Source organism: Halorubrum tibetense (assembly GCF_055396225.1).
The window spans coordinates 393,820-410,377 of sequence record NZ_AP043742.1; the positions used below are offsets into that span (position 1 = coordinate 393,820).

A 16,558-nucleotide genomic window follows, 5' to 3' on the forward strand; every position below is an offset into this window, starting at 1 on the left:
CAGACGATAATATGTCTGAAGAATAGGGCTTCAACAGAGCCGTGCAACTCAGTAGTATAGCTCCAACTCCTCGCGGAGATATCCCGAGACGGAGTCGTAAGGGTTTTCATTGATTTGACAGAGTTCTCGGTTGATGTGTAGCCCCCCGCGAGTGATGTTCGCTGAACCCGTGTAGACGTGTTCGGGAGCGACAACGCACTTCGCGTGAAGGTCGTGGATGGAATGCACTTGGACAGTCTCGGACAACTCGCCCCGAATGTAGTTATTGTGCTCTTCTCCAGACCTAATCAACACGGTTACACGCGTGTCTCCCTCCAGCTTTCGGATGGCCTCAGACAGGAGCATCCGGCGGTCGTCGAACTCATCGTTCACGGGGAGTTTGACGGTGATGTCGCTTATCCAAGGCGAGACGAGCGCGACCTCATCGCTACTGTAGAGGGCGTACCCGATGTAGGTGCTGAGCCCGTCAGAAGTCAAGGAAAATGTGCGTGTCATCTATTGTGGCGGCCGGGAGTCGTTCGGTGTCGAACATGTGTTCTGTCGCGTCGGATTCATTAACCTCCGTGAGCAGGAAGTCTCTAAGCTCTTCGAGCACAACGTAACTCAGCGAGTCGCTTTGTTCGTGACCAGAGATACAACCGCTCAGGTGGAGATTCTCGACGCATCCGTCAATATCTGGCGAGTAGAACAGCGATTTCGCGGTCTGGAGCGCGGCATCACTCGCTTCGACACCCGACGTGCGGATCTCCTGTTCGGGGAAGCTGTCGGTCCCCTCGATCTGGGCCTTTGCGATAGCGTTCTTGAGATGGTACGCGTCTTCGAGATCAGTTGTTTCGACGTTCCCTCTGAGCTGAGCGGCACGGTCAGCAGTGGAGATGAACTCCTCGGCGACTCGGTCCCGAACACTACCGTAGGGGATGTCTTCACCGAACTCTTCGACGATTTCGCGCGCCCGGTCTTCGGTTAGCTGGCTGTCGGTCGGGAGCGAATCGATCACGTCGGCGTCGGCCCAAAGTCGCTCGTTGATCACCTGCGAGTTGTAGCCCGTACGGTTCATCGCCTCCAAGACCGATCCTGGATCCGTGGTGACCTCGTCGAAGACCAAGTCCACTATCCCCTGTCCGCCTTCGGTTCGCTCGAAGATGAACACCTCCCGTGTCGACGGGTCCATCCCGTAGAAGAGCATCGTCGTGTTGACGCCGCTCACGTCTGAGACGATTTGCATGAGATAGTGCGCCGCCGTGTGATGGGCGATGTATTCGAGGTCTACCTCTTCCAAGTCCTTGTACCGAGACACCTCCTCTCGGATGTCGTCCCCGAGCGACTTGACGAACCCGGAGATGTCGAAGACGAGCCCCCTAGTGTCGAGCGTGAACCCGAGCGGCGGGTCCGGGCTCTCTATCTCGCGCTTCTTCCGCGGCTCGTCCGCCCACGTGAAACCGATGTCCGATCCGCTCCACTTCGCCGGCGTGATCGAAAGCGAGACGCCTTCCAGGGTCACGTCTCCCACCACGTCGCACAGACTGAGTTCGCCGACGGCTTCGTCTACCTCTCGCTCCCTCGTGACGGTCTTTACGCGGGCACTACCGTGGATCTTGCCCACATCGCTGTTTCCGTGATACAGACAGCTCTCCCTATCGTCCATGATCTGCAGACAGTCTGGGCAGTACCGGACGATGTTTTGTGCCGAGTCATCGGTGAGGTCGGGAACGGTACGAAGCTGAATGGACTCGGGGATCCACATCCGATCCTGTTTGTCGACTTCCAATCCCTCCGTCTTCTCGTAGTCGAAAACGACACGCGGCGGGTCTTCGCCGTCCAAGTCCTCTCCCTCTGGAATCTTCGTCCTGGGCATGAAGACTTGAAGGAACCCGGGCGTACCCTGATACTCAGCGTTGTAGGGCGCGTGAGAGGAAACGATCCCGTCCACCGACTCCTCGGAGCCGCTATGATCGTCTCCACCGTAGAACACAGTGAAGTACTGCCCGCTGCTATCGAAGTAGTTCTCCGGAACGTACCAGACCTTCTCGCGGGGATCGTCGTCCGTAACGCTCAGGAACCGAGCGAAGTAGTACGCGGCGCGGAACAGATCCTTGACGTACCAGAGGCTGAGCCACGGTGTCTTGTATCTGGAATCTGGGTCCGAATCCAGGTCGGCGTATTCTTTGAATTTCGATAGGGTCTGCTGGAGGTAGTAGATCTGCTTGAGCTCAGTCCGAATACGTTCGAGGCGTTCGTCCCCCGCCACACCGCTCAGGAGGTCCATCGCCTTCTGTAGGTCCTCGATTTCGCTCAGACCGACTCCCGACACTTCACCGTCCACGTGTGGGGAAACCTGACCGCGAAGACCCATCAGCTGCCCGCCGGTTCCGGCGAGCGACGCGAGTAACTGGTTGTATCCCGCCACGCGCTCTTCGTCAGTGGACCACTCCCCGTGTTCGATCGTCGATCGGACGTCCTCCAGTTCATCCCTGACCTCTTCGATCCTCGAAGTCGGCGTCGTGATCTCGGCGGACTCGAACCCCTCTTCGACTTCAGTCAGCGTGTCACGGTAGTCCGATATCGCGGTGAGGATCCGCGATTCAATCTCCCCGATGTACTGTTCGAACGCGTCACCACCTCTGACGATCGTATCTCCGTCGATGTCGACGAGTTCGCCGAGTTCGGACAGCTCCTCGTCTAAGGCGTCTTCTCGGTCGGTCAACGCGGACTCCAACTGAGAGACGGGTCCTTCCGCGATTAACGGCATCCTGGGAGCGTCAGAGAGTTCCACGTAGTCGTCGAGGAAGCTATCCGGGTTATCGAGGAACCGGTGGAACTCTTCGAAGCCGAGTTCCTGCCGTATCAACCGGTCGAAGAACTCGGTGTGCGTCTCGCGGAGATCCATCATTCCTCCGTCCCGGATGTCGCTGACGACCGCGTAGTACGAGTACAGCTGTTCGTGTATCCATTCGACAACTTCGTTGTCGGGCTTGAGGGGTGTTCGAAGACTCGATTCCAGGAACCGATCAGCTCTGTAGAACATATTCGCGTCGCCGGTTAGGCTAGAGAGGAACACGAAGATGTGCGAGTCCATCCCTTCCTCCCTGGCGGCACGCCCGATCCGTTGGGTGAACGACGAGAGGTCCTGAGGGGTCCGATACTGGGTCACCATCGATATCTCGCCGACGTCGATTCCAACCTCCAGGAACGACGTGGAAAAGAGGAGGTCGCTGGCGGCGGCCTCGTCGACATCGAAACCCCTGTCGGCGAAGACTCTCATCAGTTCCAGCGGTTCGTCGACGAAGTCGTATCCCATCGACTCGGAGAGGTTGTCCCAGTTTTCGAATCCGTCACCGGAGCGATGGTATTGCCAGAGTCGGCGAGTCGAATCGGCGTTATCGAACTGTGCCGCCTTCTGATTGATCTGACTGGTGCTGTCGATGAACGAGAGGACCTTCCCGCGCCAGTTGCCACGTTCCAGCATTCCGTGCCCCAACATCATGAGCTGCTGGATCATCATCGAGGAAGCGCCCGGTCCGTCTTCGGACGAGATCAGGAAGTGGTAGTGTTCCCTGTCGTCGTGGTTCCGGTTTATATCCGATTCGGGGACGTCGACGGTTTCTAAGTTCGGCCCGACGTCGAACAGCTTCTTTCCGAACCGCTCCGGGTTGTCAATCGTCGCACTGGCACCGAGGTACAGAAGGTTCTGGTCTGTGATTCGATCGATGTTATCGACAATCTGAGCGGCGTGAGCCCCGCGTAGTCCGGTGTAGAGGTGAACCTCGTCGAAGACTATTGTGTCCGCGTCGTCGATGATGTTGTAATTCGGTTTCAGGGCGAAGAGTTCGAGCGATTCGAGCGTAGTCAAGAGGATGTCCGGCGTGTGGTCCTTGATCTCCTCGCGGTGGAGAACTATCTCACCGAGGTCGAACTCGTGATCCGGATCGTTTTCACACCGGATCCGGTAGTCACGGGACGTGCCGAAGTACTCGAACGAGTGAGTCTCGTCGTCGGTGCTACACCAGCAATTTGCGAGCTTGAAACGGGGACGGCCGTTCTCCTCCTCGAAGAAGCTACCCTTGCTTCGAACTTCGTCGATTCCGTACGGCATATCTCCCATGTACAGCCCAACAGAAAGGGGGGAACGTCCGCCGTCTCTGATCTGGTGGAGGTGTTCGAGTATCCGCTCGAACTGGTTCTGAAGCAGCGCGCGGCGCGGGTAAACGATGATTGTCGTGCCCGAGCGACTCTCCTGCTGCATTTGGTAAATCGGGCCAAGGAAAGCCTCCGTCTTTCCGAATCCGGTCGGTGCGGAGAGAATCGCGGCCTGAGAGTGATTCTGTCGCTGGCGGCGCGAGGAGAGTTCGTCGATCAGCTCCCAGGATTTGACCTGGAAATCCAGTGGTTCGAACCCGAATATCTGCTTGATGTCCTCGACGAATTCGTTTCCCCCAGCGTATTCGCTGGTCTGCCGTCGCTTCTGTGGCTCCGACTTGTACTTCAGCGACTCGGTGACGTGCGGGGAACCGGACGCGTCTTCGCCGAAGAGCTGTTTGTTCCGAAGGAGAGCGCTGATCAGGGGCTCAACTTCGTCGTCGATTCGGTCCGGGTTTGAGTTGCGATCATAAAATTTCATTCCGATAGTCCGTCCCACTTATCGAGTGTCTGAGTCTGATTGGATCGGTCAGGTGTAAGTATCTTCCCCCGCCGCAGTCTATCGGTGTCCGTCAGGAATCGGACTACAGGTTTATGTACACGTCGACAGATCTTGACGTAACCCGCGATGCAAACCCCTCAGGACACTCTCTCTTCGGCCCTCGATCGCGCGTCGGAGATCACTTGGTGGAATCGGAGCCTCACCAAGGTAACCCGTATGGACGGAGTCGACGACGCGGACGGGTTTCTTCGGAACGATCTGATCGAGACGAAGGGACCGTACGTCGAGTTCGTCGATCCACCCGCTCCTGCGGAGGTTCCGGCGACAGAACTCTTGGAAGGATACAGCTACGCTGACGAAGTCGTCGAGGCTGTCGTCGAGGAGTTGTTCGGCGGCGACGAAACGGGACATCTCTACCGACATCAGTCTGAAATGATCGAAGCCATCGATCGGGACTCTAACGCCAACATCCTCACCGTTCCGACGGCGGCTGGGAAAACGGAAGCGTTCCTGCTTCCCGTTCTCAATGACTGTATTCAAGGGGATCGTCAAGGAACGAAGGCGATTGTCGTCTACCCGATGAAGACCCTCGCCGTGGATCAACTCAACCGACTCCTCCGGTATCTCCACGTCATCAATCGTTCGAAGGACCACTCGGACCGCGTCACGGTCGGAATATGGGACGGTGACACGGCGAGAACGGTAGGCGACAGAGAGCGGGAAATCGAGCCGGGCTCCTACGTCAGAGGCCTAGAATGCCCACAGACGGGACGAAAGCTGACAATCGGGGCAGACGGTGTCGTTGAGGCCGACGGCCGGCGCTATCCGTGGGTGAAGGTCACGCGGGACCGAGTTGAGGATGGTGCGGATATCCTGCTGACAAATCCCGAGGCGATCGATCATGCCTTCGTGAACCGAAGCGAGGAGGTGCGCGGGGTGTTCGGAGATGGAGTCGGAGACCATCCGGTCAAACACATCGTGTTCGACGAGGCTCACGTCTGGCGCGGTATCAAGGGCGCGGCAGTTCGCCTCCTCGTTGACCGTCTTTCCCACTTCTACGGGCCGTCAGACCCACAGGTCTCCCTCGTCTCGGCGACGATCAGGAACCCCGGCGAGCTCGCGTCCACGCTCACTGGCGAACCCGAAGACGATATCAACGTTATCGACTTCACGGCCCGGGAGCGACCGGCGGCGGAAGGCGGTGAATTCGACCGCTTGACTCCAACGACGCTGGAGGAGCTCCTGGACACGCTCCTGTATGTCCATGTGGAATCACCCTCGGCGTCCGAGCTAAGAAACGCCCATCCGGAGCTTCGGTCCGCCTTAGCCACGGCACGGGAGGTCGGATTGATCTCACAGGAAGATCCGTTGACCCTCTCCAGCGATGAGCTATGGCTGACATCCGCGCTGGAAGACGCCGTGGGAGAAGGGCTAATGAATTCGTCACACAGCCGACCTGGTGAGCTACTCAGTGACGAGGAAACGAGAGCCGATCTCCATGAGTCGGTCTTGGGCGACGCGGGGCTTGAGACCGACTGGTACGAGTTCGTAGTAGAACACGTTCCGGAGGTTATCGAAGTCGCCGACTGGTTCGACTCGGACACGATGGGTAACGTCGAGTTCAAACACTACGACGATCTCGTGAATTTCCTCGACGGGCGGACGACAGGAGACCCCGAGGAGTACATCGCCACTGTCTTGGGATTCGGCCGGTTGGCCGGCGTCGTCACCGAGAAGTACCACTCGTTCCTCAAGCCGCCGCTGAAGGTGTATCACTGTCCCTCGTGTCGTTCTCTCTCCCGCACAGACGTCTGTAAGGAGTGTGGATCACGGATCGAGGAACTCCGTTTCTGTGAGACCTGCGACCATCCGTTCCTTGTCCGTCAGGACGAGGGCGAAGAACCCGATTCCGAGGACTCCGAGACCGCGGCAGAGCTCGTTCCTTTCGGCGGGGCCGGACCGGTCGAGCGGTGTCCCGGTTGTGACGACACTGTCAGCGTCACCGACGTCGAGGTGCCGACTAGCACCCTGCTTTCATTCATGTTGTCCGAAATGTGCCGGGTCGCCCCCTCGGAGAAGGTCCTCGTCTTCTCGGACTCCCACTCGTCGGCTGAGAGCGTCGCAAAGCAGATCCAGCAGACGGAGTACGGACTCATGGCTGCCACCCTGTACGTCGACTTCTTGAAGCGGCGAGGCGGGGTTGGAGGGCGATTAGGGGCATACAGATCGGTGTCGAAACGGCTCCGAGAGGAGTACTGGGAGCCCTTTTTCGACCGATCCCTCTCCTCGACCGGGTCTGCGTACAACATGATCGAACAGCTACAGGACGATGTGAGCAAAAAAGCCGACCTCTACAACTGTCGCTACCTGTTCGATAGCACGCTGGTGACTTCAGACGTACTATACGAGTCGGCGGGCGATGCGTTTGAACTGCTCGTCGGTCACACGCTCTGGGAGGTACTTGCCTCGTCGGAGTCAGTCGGCTTCACAAAGAGCGGAGTCGAGATCGGAGCGCTTCCCCGGGAGAAGGTACACCAGAAGGTCCGGAACAAACTCCCGCACTGCACTCGGGAAATCAGTGGTATCGTCGACGAATTTCTCTTCGAGTTTCTCGACGCGGGCGTCATTCACGAAAAGGACTACGAGTCACTCCAGCTCGAAATCGAAAACGGTGCAGGTTCGGACGAAGACCGGCGAGCCGCCATCGACTACATCAACGCACAGCGAGAAGAGATATCTTCCTCCGACGCGCTGCCGAACGATTTCTCCGTTCGGTCCGGTGTGTTCGTCCGACGGCATAAACAAGACAGGACGGACCTTCGGCTGCTGACACACGTCGCGTTCTGTACGAACTGTCACGCAGCGTTCCCGGCTTTGGAGGGGGAGGGTCCGGGAGACACCTGTTTCGAATGCGGTGACGACCTGGAGACGTTCCGAAGGTACGAAGTCGAAGACGGCGACTACGAAGGAGACGGATACGCCGAGGTCGATGACGAGAGTCCTTGGGCACTCGATCACTGGGCACACGATATCACACGCCCGCTTCGAAGCGACGAAATCGACTTCGTCACTGTCGGTATACACAAGGGGAACATCCCGGCGACGGTCCGCGGGATCATCGAGGAAGGGTTCCGGAAGGACGACCCCGAGATCAACGTCGTCAGTTCCACTCCGACTATGGAGCTCGGCGTCGACATCGGGACGCTGGACACGGTCGCTCAAGTCGGAATGCCTCCCACGCTGACGAACTACGTACAGCGCAGCGGTCGAACCGGCCGGTCACGAGGGAGTTCGTCGCTCGTGCTCACGGCGATCCGCGGCCGACACCCGGTCGATAACCACTTCTACCAAGACCTCACTCGGTTCTTCAGCGAATTCCAACCGGTCCGCGTGCCTCCCGCCTACGAGTTCGAACAGCTGGTCGCCGGCCACGTAGTGACGGAGGTCATGGGGCACATGGCACGGAACCCCCACAGTTCGAACGTCTACGAGCGGACCTACAGCGTCCAGAACGACGATATCGATGTCGACGAATTCGTCGACAGGGTCAAGGGACAACTGGCGGAACTCGAATCGGTGATCACCGGAGACAGGGAATCGGTACTGCGGGACCACATCAGGGACGTCTTCGGTGAAGACGGTGTCAGAGTGTTCGACGACGTCTTCCACTCGGAGGGGACGGTAAGCCTCTCTCACCGCGTGGACGAGGTCTTCGAACCGCTTCGGAACACAGACGGGGATTCGGTTACGGTGGAGGACCTCACGGAAGAGTACGGCCGACTCGACGCGTGGCTCAGACAGCTGGGTTACCTCGCAAATTACCGCGACTTCGGCCATCAGTTCCCCGTGACGTTCACGGGTTACGATAGGAGTATTCGGTTCGAGAGTACCGGACGTCTCTACGACATGTTTCCGGGACAAAAGAACGGCCGTGGTGCCGTCTTCTCGATGGGTGGCCGGGATTACTTGGTTGAGGACGTTCGGGCGGGGCGGCGGCTCACCGAACTCCGGATCTGTACTGACGACGACTGCGAATGGCCCTATCAGAGCTACGCCACAGATTTGGGGGACTGTCCGCACTGCGGGAGCGAGTTGACGGGGACCCCGATCCACGAGGTCTCGTCGGTACACTGCCGACCGGCGTATAAAGGGGAACAGTACTGGAACACGAGGGGCCTACAGACGAAACACACGGAATTGACTCCCACTCCGGACACGACCATCGAGTCGGAACCCGTCTTCAAACTACCCGCGGAGATCACGGAGGGCGCGTTCAACCTCACGGAGTTCGTGTACGCGTACGAACGCCGCCACGCGAGCGGTAGCGGGGTGGATGTCCGTCGCTCAGAAGCGTCTCTCGGCCGTGACGACACTGAGTACGCACCGATCGGTCGGCGGTATCAATCGACGGGAATCCAGTTCGACTTCGACAAGTCGGAAGTCGCTGAACGATTGGACCTGTCCGGCGAAGACGTACCGTGGGCCGTGTTGATGGTGAGCCTCGAACAGGCGCTACAGCGGGCGATAGCGGTATCGGTCAACGTCGAACTCGACGACTTCGAAGTCAGGTCGAGTATCGACGACGAATCGTTGACTGTGACGGTCGTCGACGGTCGCTCGGGCGGAAACGGCGTCGCCTGGGAGGTGGCAGAGACTCTCCGATCTCAGATACTCCCGGAAGTCAAGGAGGTGCTGGCGTGTGAAAACTGTTATTCGTACTGCGAGGAGTGTCTCCTTCTCCCGCGGACGCCGGCCTTCTATCTAGAAAACGACCTACTGGACAAACAGCTGGTTCGTGACTTCGTTGATGACTGAGCTGATAATGGGTCCTGTACCAGCACATATTAATGAGGTGACGATTGGAGGGAACCATGGGTCTTGACGCGCTGCGGTACTGGCTTCAACAAGACCACGTCTTTATTTACGACTCTTCTGCGACCCGGTCACACCGGCAGCTCCGAGCGCTGCCTGCCATGTCGTATCTCGGTTACGAAGTATTCACCTATCCCAAATCATGGAGCCAGCTGGCGGGAACGGACACGTACACACTATTCGGGCACTCTCACACTCACATCGAGAACATGGACACACTTGACGCACCGACCTGCGTGATAACTAACCAGAACTACGAGGAGCACACCCCGGATTCGATAGCGATGCTGAGGACCGTCCCACGGACCGGTGACGGCCGCCTCGCAATCTGCGCAGACCAGAGGAAGTTCCAAATACAAGGCGCGAAGCGGCCCTTACGGGATCAACACAACGTGATCACGCGTAGCTATCAGGAGATTTACGACACCTTTGAGGAGCATTACACGGAGGCTGGCTATACGATGCCCCTCTCGGACACGCGAAACCTGTTCCTCCAAGACAATGCGATCCTGTATCAGCAAGTCAGCGGATCGACTGTAAACAGCAGCGAAGGGCTTTTCGAGGTTTTGAACGAGGCACCGTACCTGCCACTGTATGAAGCGCTGTGCCGGATCTTCAACCGGGACCAGAGTTTCGGCTCGTCGCCCCTCACGGCGGACGAGGTGAGCGAGTTCGCCAAGTGGGTACGGCGTCGGGTTGAGTGGGACAACAAAACGGCGGGGCGGATCACGGAAATGTTGAATAAACAGGTACTCGAAGACTCGAACGTGTTTGCGCACGCCACGAGAATCGATCACACGACTGCGACGGATGCGAGAGAGACGAGATCACGCCTCGAATCCCGGTCGCATACACTGGAACGCCGGCTGTACCGCTGGTTAGATGAAGTGGGACGATGACTGAGGGCTATATCCTCAACGCGGTTCAGACCGCAACACCGTTGCCGGTCGTGTACCGTTCCGTGCAGAGCGGCAACGGGACCGTCGAGGAGATTGAAGAAGACACATGCCTCTCTGAAAACCAGATCTCCAACGCCCTCTCCGGACTACTATTGTTGAGACTCGTCGAGAAAATCGACCGGTATCGCGCGATTGACCTCCCCGTGGAAGACCGAATCGATCAAAAGAGGGCGTTTCAGTTATCGGTCCTACATAACCTCTCTCAGGAGGCTCGGCCGGCTTCAGACGACTGGGGGAAACAGTCGGCCCTTCTCGTGAATTTCGAGTACCTCGTAGAATCGAACACTCAATTCTTCAATCGGAAGGATCAGGCCGTTGCGGACGACATGGACACTTTTCAGCGTGAGCTGGATTACCACCCAGATGACCGACAGGGAGACCGCAACGACATGAACACGGACAAGCTGACGAACTGGACGCGTACGGCCGACCTCCTCGGTTTAGTGAGACAGATACGAGGAACTGACTATGCGACCTCACCGGATCCATGGCTGCTGCATTCGACGATGCGTCTTGCGACTAAAGAGCTGAGCGACCCGGCACCGGGGGATAGCGATCATCCCCGTATCGAGATCCGTGAATACTTCGAGTGGATGCGGGAGAATTACCTTCGAATCGGATTGACCGACGACGGATCCGTACCAGAGATTCTGGCACGGTCGTTCGAGTTCCTCAGCAGGTCGAACGCGATCAGACTCGTCGAGGCCGGCGACGCGGGCGCAGTCGGACTCTCGAACGTGCCGACACCGAGAACGATGGACCAGGCCGCGAACAGTATCGAGGTGAGGTAACGTGAGCACCGAATCCAACTTGGAGATTGACGACTCAGAAGTGGGATCCTGTCCGCACCTCGGTGTACTCGACAAGACGCGATTCAACCGGTTGTTCAGTAGGGTCGCGGCACTGCGTGCGAGCGGAGCGGAAGATAGCGGGGAATATCCCGATATCTTCGAGTTCACACACCACCCAATCACGGTGTTCGAGCAGAGTTTCGGAGAGAACTCCGCGGATCCGAGGCCCGTCCAAGAGGACGACATCATCGACGAGTTCGATCCCGATGCTCTCAACAACTTCACCGTTGTCATAGAGGGCCCCGTCGGGACCGGGAAATCCGAGCTCTGCGCGTATCTCACTCACGCGCTACGGACCGATCACGACCGTCCAGTCCTCCGCGTCGACAAGGACTCCGACCTCCTGACGATGCTCACGGAGACCGTCCCAGAGTTCTACGAGCGCGAAATCGGTGAGCCGCTGGAAGTATCCGGGAACTTGGAGGAGCTGGCGCGCGAACTCGAATCGAACCCGGAGATCGCGGCGGGCGTCGTCGTCAGCAACGGACTGAAACTGCTCGAAGCCGACTACGACCTCATCGAACTCGACAAGGAACAGAAGAACGCAGTCGAGGACTTCATCCTTGAGAAATTAAACGAACTCGTCGAGCGACGACACCAAGACGACGGTGACGTCGAGGACGAGCGAGAGGGATTCCGGTTCGTCACGAAACAGGACTATACGAGCGGTCACGAAGAACATCTTGAGGTCTTCGCGGAGGCTGAGCCCGACCCAGAGAAGGAACCGTACGAGCTCTTGAACGACAAGTTCTGGTCCGCACTCCTCGACAACTACGACTCTCCCCCACTGAACAGCCTGTTGAAGCAGGTCGGCCAGGCGTTCGATACGCGGCCGGTCTGTGTTTTCGAGGACTTCTCCATCGCGGCCGTCCAGGCCGAGAAGCTGCGGAATTACATGGAGCGAGACAACGATAAGGACAACTGGGACTTCATCATCGCGGGCACGACCGACTACACCCGCGAACTCAAGCGACAGACGTCTCAGGACCGTTTCAAGTTCTATCAGACCAACAGGCCCGGATCGAAGCAGGTGGAGTTTCTCACGGAGGACAGCGTCGCGGACTTCGTCCGTCCATACTTGGCATATCCGAAATCCCGAGACGACAGTATTCGATACCGGAACTCAAAGGGGGACAAGAAGGAACTGATCGATCCGCCTGAGGGATCTGTCTGTGGTGAATGCAGGGTGTGCTCGAACGATTTCCGCGACTTCTTTCCGTTCAACGAGACGTTCATCGAACGACTCTACAATCCGGGGCTGAACGAGGATGACCGTCGTCCAAGGTCGATTGTGACCATCGTGAGTGACATCCTCGAAGAGTTCACATACGGGCCGACGTCCGTACCGTCCGATGCTCAGGCCCTCCGGAACGAAGTTAACTCTCCGGATACACTCGTTGCGGACGATGTTCTCGAACGCAGCGAGACGCTCGCGCGGTTCGCTCAGTGGTATGGCCAAGAAGTTGAACGCGATGGGCGGGAGTACTACCGGGCACCGAGGGCGTTCGCCGAAGCGTTCGACATGGAGGGAATACCGAAGTTAAGCGAGGAGACTGAAGGAGTCGCCTCCGATGGCGTTTGGTACGATGAAATGTCCGTCTACGTACCCGCAGCGGGAGACGTCTCACGCCCTGTTACGAAGCCGGTGGAAGACGATTCCGATGAGAGCGATGATTCCGACGATTCCGATGGACCCAACGAACCTGAAAGAGAGCCGGTGTCGGTGGTGGAAGAGATATACGGCGAGCATCGACGCCAGATTGAGGACTGGCGCAAAGAACCGGAAAGCGGCGATTACGCAGAGGTCCGGAAGTACATGGAATCGGGGATCAAGTCGCTACTGGAATTCCTCACCGACGGGTACACCCTCTGGACGGGCACGGGTCTCAATTACTACGTCGGGAAGAGGCGACCGTTCGTGTATCGTAAGAGCAGCGCCGCGCCGGAACCGTATCAGATCGTGCTCGACCTCGATGAATTCCGCGCCTCGACACTCCGGAACCTGTTCCGATTTGGTATCCAACAGGTGGAGGAGTCTTCACCCCGCAGTGCCAAAGAGTTTCTGAGACAGGAAGGGCACGCGACACACTTTGCCGGCCTCGCCGAAGAGTGGCGCTCGAAACTCGTCGCCGAGTTCGTCTCCAGCGACGAGGTGCTCTATCGCAAGGCAGCACAGAAACGGAACTTCGAGTTCGATGATTTCGTCGTTGCGACCTACGCGTGGTTGGTCGTGTTGGACGACCCTTGGAGAGAGATAACGGCCGAGACGCTGAACGAACGGTATCGAAGCTCCGAAAACTTCGAGATAGACCAAACCCTGAATCAGGCGTTGTCCATCTATCCAGACGACACCCGAAGACGATTCACCGACGCGATGGAAACCGCGGAGTATGTGGAAAATATCCTCGGATCACGTCTAGGAGTCACGCAAAACGCGCTCGACGTACCTGCTGTGAGACGACATCTGAACCGCCATTCCCCCTACGATGTTCTGGCCAACTTAGCCAGGAGACCCTACATTGAAAACATCGACAACCGTGTTCGGTTCTCCACGGCTGATGAATCGAAACTCTATGAGATTGCTCTCAGGATGTACAAGCTACATAATACGATGGAAGACGACGTTGTCAACCGTCGCGTTGACGTCGATGAGGCGCGCGTTCTTTCACAGTTACAGAACGTCTCGATGTCGGAAGTCGAGGATATTCACGGAACACTTGTGCAGTCCTATGGGGACGAGATACCAAGCGCACTGAGAGAAACGCTCGATGGATTCGTAGACGCGGTCAGCCAGGAAGATCTAGAAGATGTCGTCGCAGGAGCCCGTCTGATCGGAGCGTTCGATCACTCTGATCAAGACCGAGTTCACCGAAGGTTTGCGGAGTTCAAATTGGACAACCACTCGGTGACCGACTATCTGGACGAGCTGATGACCGATAGTTCCGAGAGCGGACAAGAGCGTTTCGCACCGACGTTTCAAGAGGTGAGCCAGTACTATGAGTAACGAAACAACGGAGCAAACGCTCACGGCCAATCTCAAGCGAGTTCAGGAACGGTATCGACGCCGATCCCTGGAATCACGGTTAGAAGACGTCGCCGATGACCTCCGGGATATCAAACTACAAGCTGCGATTATGGAAGAGTTGTTTGAACAAGAAGTGGAGGTAGATCCGGAGTTGGTTCAAAAGGTGAGAGAAGCCCGGAGACATGCCGGAGAAAACGAATACGATGCGCTGGAGGATGGAATCGATCAGTTAGAACAAAAAGCTAAATCGGCCCGGAGCGCCGTTGAACAGACCTTGAACAAGATGCTCGTTTCGTACGAGAACCAGGTAAACGCGATGGTGAAAATCAACGAGAGAATAGATGTGTATAACCACGATTCGCTTGAGGGATTACACTCTCTCTTAGCAGAATGGAACTGGCGAGAGGCGGTGAGCGTCGAGGAAACCTCTGATTTCGGAGCTCAACTCGAAGAGTGTCGCTCGTTCGGAATCGATATGAGAGGTATATACGAAGACGCCAGGTCCGCCATCATCGAACCGCTCGCTGACGAGGGTATCGAAGACGTGGTCGAGTCGATACTTGGATCCGAAAGCGTTCACCTCGCCTCGCTTTCCGCCGAAGAACGTGAGAAATTGGCCGAATCGGACCTCGGGGATTACCTTACAATCACGTTAGGATGAGCAGGTTTTGTTGAAATCCTCAGCAGATGGTAGTATCACACCTTCAATCGCTCAGTCCACGCTCTCTATTCAACAGAAACACTGAGGACAGTCACAACGAGGGATCTCAACAAAGGCGTGTAAAATTATTAGTTAGTGCGCACATGTTGTCTGAGTATAATGAATATATGCCCACACTGCGAAACGATATTCCAATCTGACTCCAAGTTCCAAAGCCATCGCAGTGAATGCAATGGTGAGTGGCCACCTGGGGAAGGCAAAGAGGAGCAAGGTCCGAAGAGAGATCGGAGTCAGCACAAATGTAAACATTGTGGGGAGAACTTTGAGAACCAAGCGAAATTAGACACACATGTCGTCATGTGTCCTGAAGATGATACAGATTATGAGTGTGATGACTGTGGTGAAGTGTTGCCAACCAAACGGCATTACGAGAATCATATAAAGAATTGCGACAAGGAGGAAAAAACTGAGAATCAGGAAAACCGGGAATCGTCTGGTATCACCGCCTCGATCGGGAAAGAGGTCAAAAATGATGGGCGAGGTGAACGGAAATCAGGTAAAAACCCCTTTGCAGACCCGGAAAGACTCAAAGATACTGGCCTACATAGGGGAGGCGGTTGAAATCCATATTGAGCTGACAATGCGCTCTAAATCATATTTGTGAGGTACCTTGTTTGTGCCCTATAGTTTGATGATTCTTGGAACATCTGTTGGAGCTGTTTGAATTTTCATCGGTCCATAAGCAGCTCTCGTCCATCGGCTGTTTCAGGTAAAAACTTGTCCGAAGAAGGGACTTCAACAAGACCAAATGCTCAGATATCCGGTTAGGTTATAGCTACGCGGGTCGCTCGACGAATTCTGTGACGGCGTAGAAGGGGAGCGTATCGATCAGTGCTACAACCAGTTTCACAATGTACTGTCCTGCGACGATGGACACAAGCGCCCACCCCCACGTAGGGTCGCCACCGAGGCCGAGTGCGGGGAAGATGGCGAAGCCGAGCGTAATAAAAACGACCGTGTCTGCGCCTTGGCTGACGGCGGTTGATCCGCAGTTTCGGAGCCACCGGTAGCGACCACCGGTGCGGTCTTTGAGGTTGGCGAAGAGTCGTACGTCGAGGTGTTGGGCGAGTGCGAGGGCGACGACGGAGGCGAGGATGATGGATGCGGAGTCGCCAAGCGTTGTAACGAATGCTTCTTGTCCTTCGTAGAATGGGGCGGTTGGCATCCAGATGGCGAGGAAGATGAGTGCGTATGCGAGGACGAGTGTGAGGACGGTGCCATTGATGACGGTTGCGGCGTAGTCTTTGCCATGGTATTCGACGAGGAGGTCTGAGGCGAGGTAGGCGAGGCCGAAGGCGACGAAGCCGGCGGGGACTGCTACGCCGCCGATGCCGGGGAGTTCGACCCAGGTGAGTTTGGCTGCGAGGATGTTTGCGAGGACGACCGATCCGGCGAAGATGGCTGTGAAGATCGCGCGAGTATCCTCACTTTTCACCACTGATCACCACCGCTCGTGATTATACAGACGTGTGTGAGGGATGGCAGTGGATT

General features: G+C 57.0%; 9 protein-coding genes and 1 pseudogene. 6 read left to right on the top strand and 4 right to left on the bottom strand.

Annotated features, from left to right (window positions below):
* Window positions 1-48: 48 nt before the first annotated feature.
* From ACZ5TV_RS01920 to ACZ5TV_RS01930, 3 genes and pseudogenes are all read right to left on the bottom strand, one after another.
* A complete protein-coding gene (locus ACZ5TV_RS01920; protein WP_379778174.1) occupies window positions 49-477 on the bottom strand; it encodes a phospholipase D-like domain-containing protein in 429 nt (142 codons plus the stop codon).
* Window positions 467-4,093, bottom strand: a complete 3,627-nt coding sequence (locus ACZ5TV_RS01925) for a helicase-related protein (RefSeq protein ID WP_379778203.1) — start codon at window positions 4,091-4,093, stop codon at window positions 467-469. Before ACZ5TV_RS01925 ends, ACZ5TV_RS01920 begins: the two co-directional genes overlap by 11 nt.
* A gap of 114 nt (window positions 4,094-4,207) precedes the next feature.
* Window positions 4,208-4,618 (bottom strand): annotated as a pseudogene (locus ACZ5TV_RS01930) (hypothetical protein); the annotation flags it as partial.
* 237 nt (window positions 4,619-4,855) lie between these two features.
* Between ACZ5TV_RS01930 and ACZ5TV_RS01935 the strand changes: the two are divergent.
* The 6 genes from ACZ5TV_RS01935 (at window position 4,856) to ACZ5TV_RS01960 (ending at window position 15,628) form a co-directional block, all read left to right on the top strand.
* The gene (locus ACZ5TV_RS01935) at window positions 4,856-9,454 is read left to right on the top strand and encodes a DEAD/DEAH box helicase (protein WP_379778172.1); all 4,599 of its coding nucleotides are present in this window, start codon (window positions 4,856-4,858) and stop codon (window positions 9,452-9,454) included.
* Window positions 9,455-9,510: 56 nt separating this feature from the next.
* On the top strand, window positions 9,511-10,410 hold the full coding sequence (locus tag ACZ5TV_RS01940; RefSeq protein WP_379778170.1) for a hypothetical protein: 900 nt from the start codon (window positions 9,511-9,513) through the stop codon (window positions 10,408-10,410).
* Window positions 10,407-11,261, top strand: a complete 855-nt coding sequence (locus tag ACZ5TV_RS01945) for a hypothetical protein (RefSeq protein WP_379778168.1) — start codon at window positions 10,407-10,409, stop codon at window positions 11,259-11,261. Before ACZ5TV_RS01940 ends, ACZ5TV_RS01945 begins: the two co-directional genes overlap by 4 nt.
* Before the next feature lies 1 nt (window position 11,262).
* Window positions 11,263-14,325, top strand: coding sequence for a P-loop NTPase family protein (locus ACZ5TV_RS01950; RefSeq protein WP_379778166.1), 3,063 nt, complete (start codon window positions 11,263-11,265; stop codon window positions 14,323-14,325).
* A complete protein-coding gene (locus ACZ5TV_RS01955) occupies window positions 14,318-15,007 on the top strand; it encodes a hypothetical protein (protein WP_379778164.1) in 690 nt (229 codons plus the stop codon). The genes ACZ5TV_RS01950 and ACZ5TV_RS01955 overlap by 8 nt, the downstream gene beginning before the upstream one ends.
* Window positions 15,008-15,364: 357 nt before the next feature.
* Window positions 15,365-15,628, top strand: a complete 264-nt coding sequence (locus tag ACZ5TV_RS01960) for a hypothetical protein (protein WP_379778162.1) — start codon at window positions 15,365-15,367, stop codon at window positions 15,626-15,628.
* A 214-nt stretch (window positions 15,629-15,842) separates the two neighbouring features.
* On the opposite strand, the gene ACZ5TV_RS01965 is transcribed toward ACZ5TV_RS01960, so the two are convergent.
* Window positions 15,843-16,502 carry a queuosine precursor transporter gene (locus ACZ5TV_RS01965; protein WP_379778201.1) on the bottom strand — a complete coding sequence of 220 codons (660 nt, stop codon included), beginning with the start codon at window positions 16,500-16,502 and terminating at the stop codon, window positions 15,843-15,845.
* Window positions 16,503-16,558 lie beyond the last annotated feature (56 nt).

Excerpts from the sequence above, each read along its gene's own strand:
- ACZ5TV_RS01925 (WP_379778203.1), bottom strand. The coding sequence starts at position 4,093 with ATGCCGTACGGAATCGACGAAGTTCGAAGCAAGGGTAGCTTCTTCGAG.
- ACZ5TV_RS01935 (WP_379778172.1), top strand. The coding sequence starts at position 4,856 with ATGGACGGAGTCGACGACGCGGACGGGTTTCTTCGGAACGATCTGATC.
- ACZ5TV_RS01940 (WP_379778170.1), top strand. The coding sequence starts at position 9,511 with ATGGGTCTTGACGCGCTGCGGTACTGGCTTCAACAAGACCACGTCTTT.
- ACZ5TV_RS01945 (WP_379778168.1), top strand. The coding sequence starts at position 10,407 with ATGACTGAGGGCTATATCCTCAACGCGGTTCAGACCGCAACACCGTTG.
- ACZ5TV_RS01955 (WP_379778164.1), top strand. The coding sequence starts at position 14,318 with ATGAGTAACGAAACAACGGAGCAAACGCTCACGGCCAATCTCAAGCGA.
- ACZ5TV_RS01960 (WP_379778162.1), top strand. The coding sequence starts at position 15,365 with ATGTGTCCTGAAGATGATACAGATTATGAGTGTGATGACTGTGGTGAA.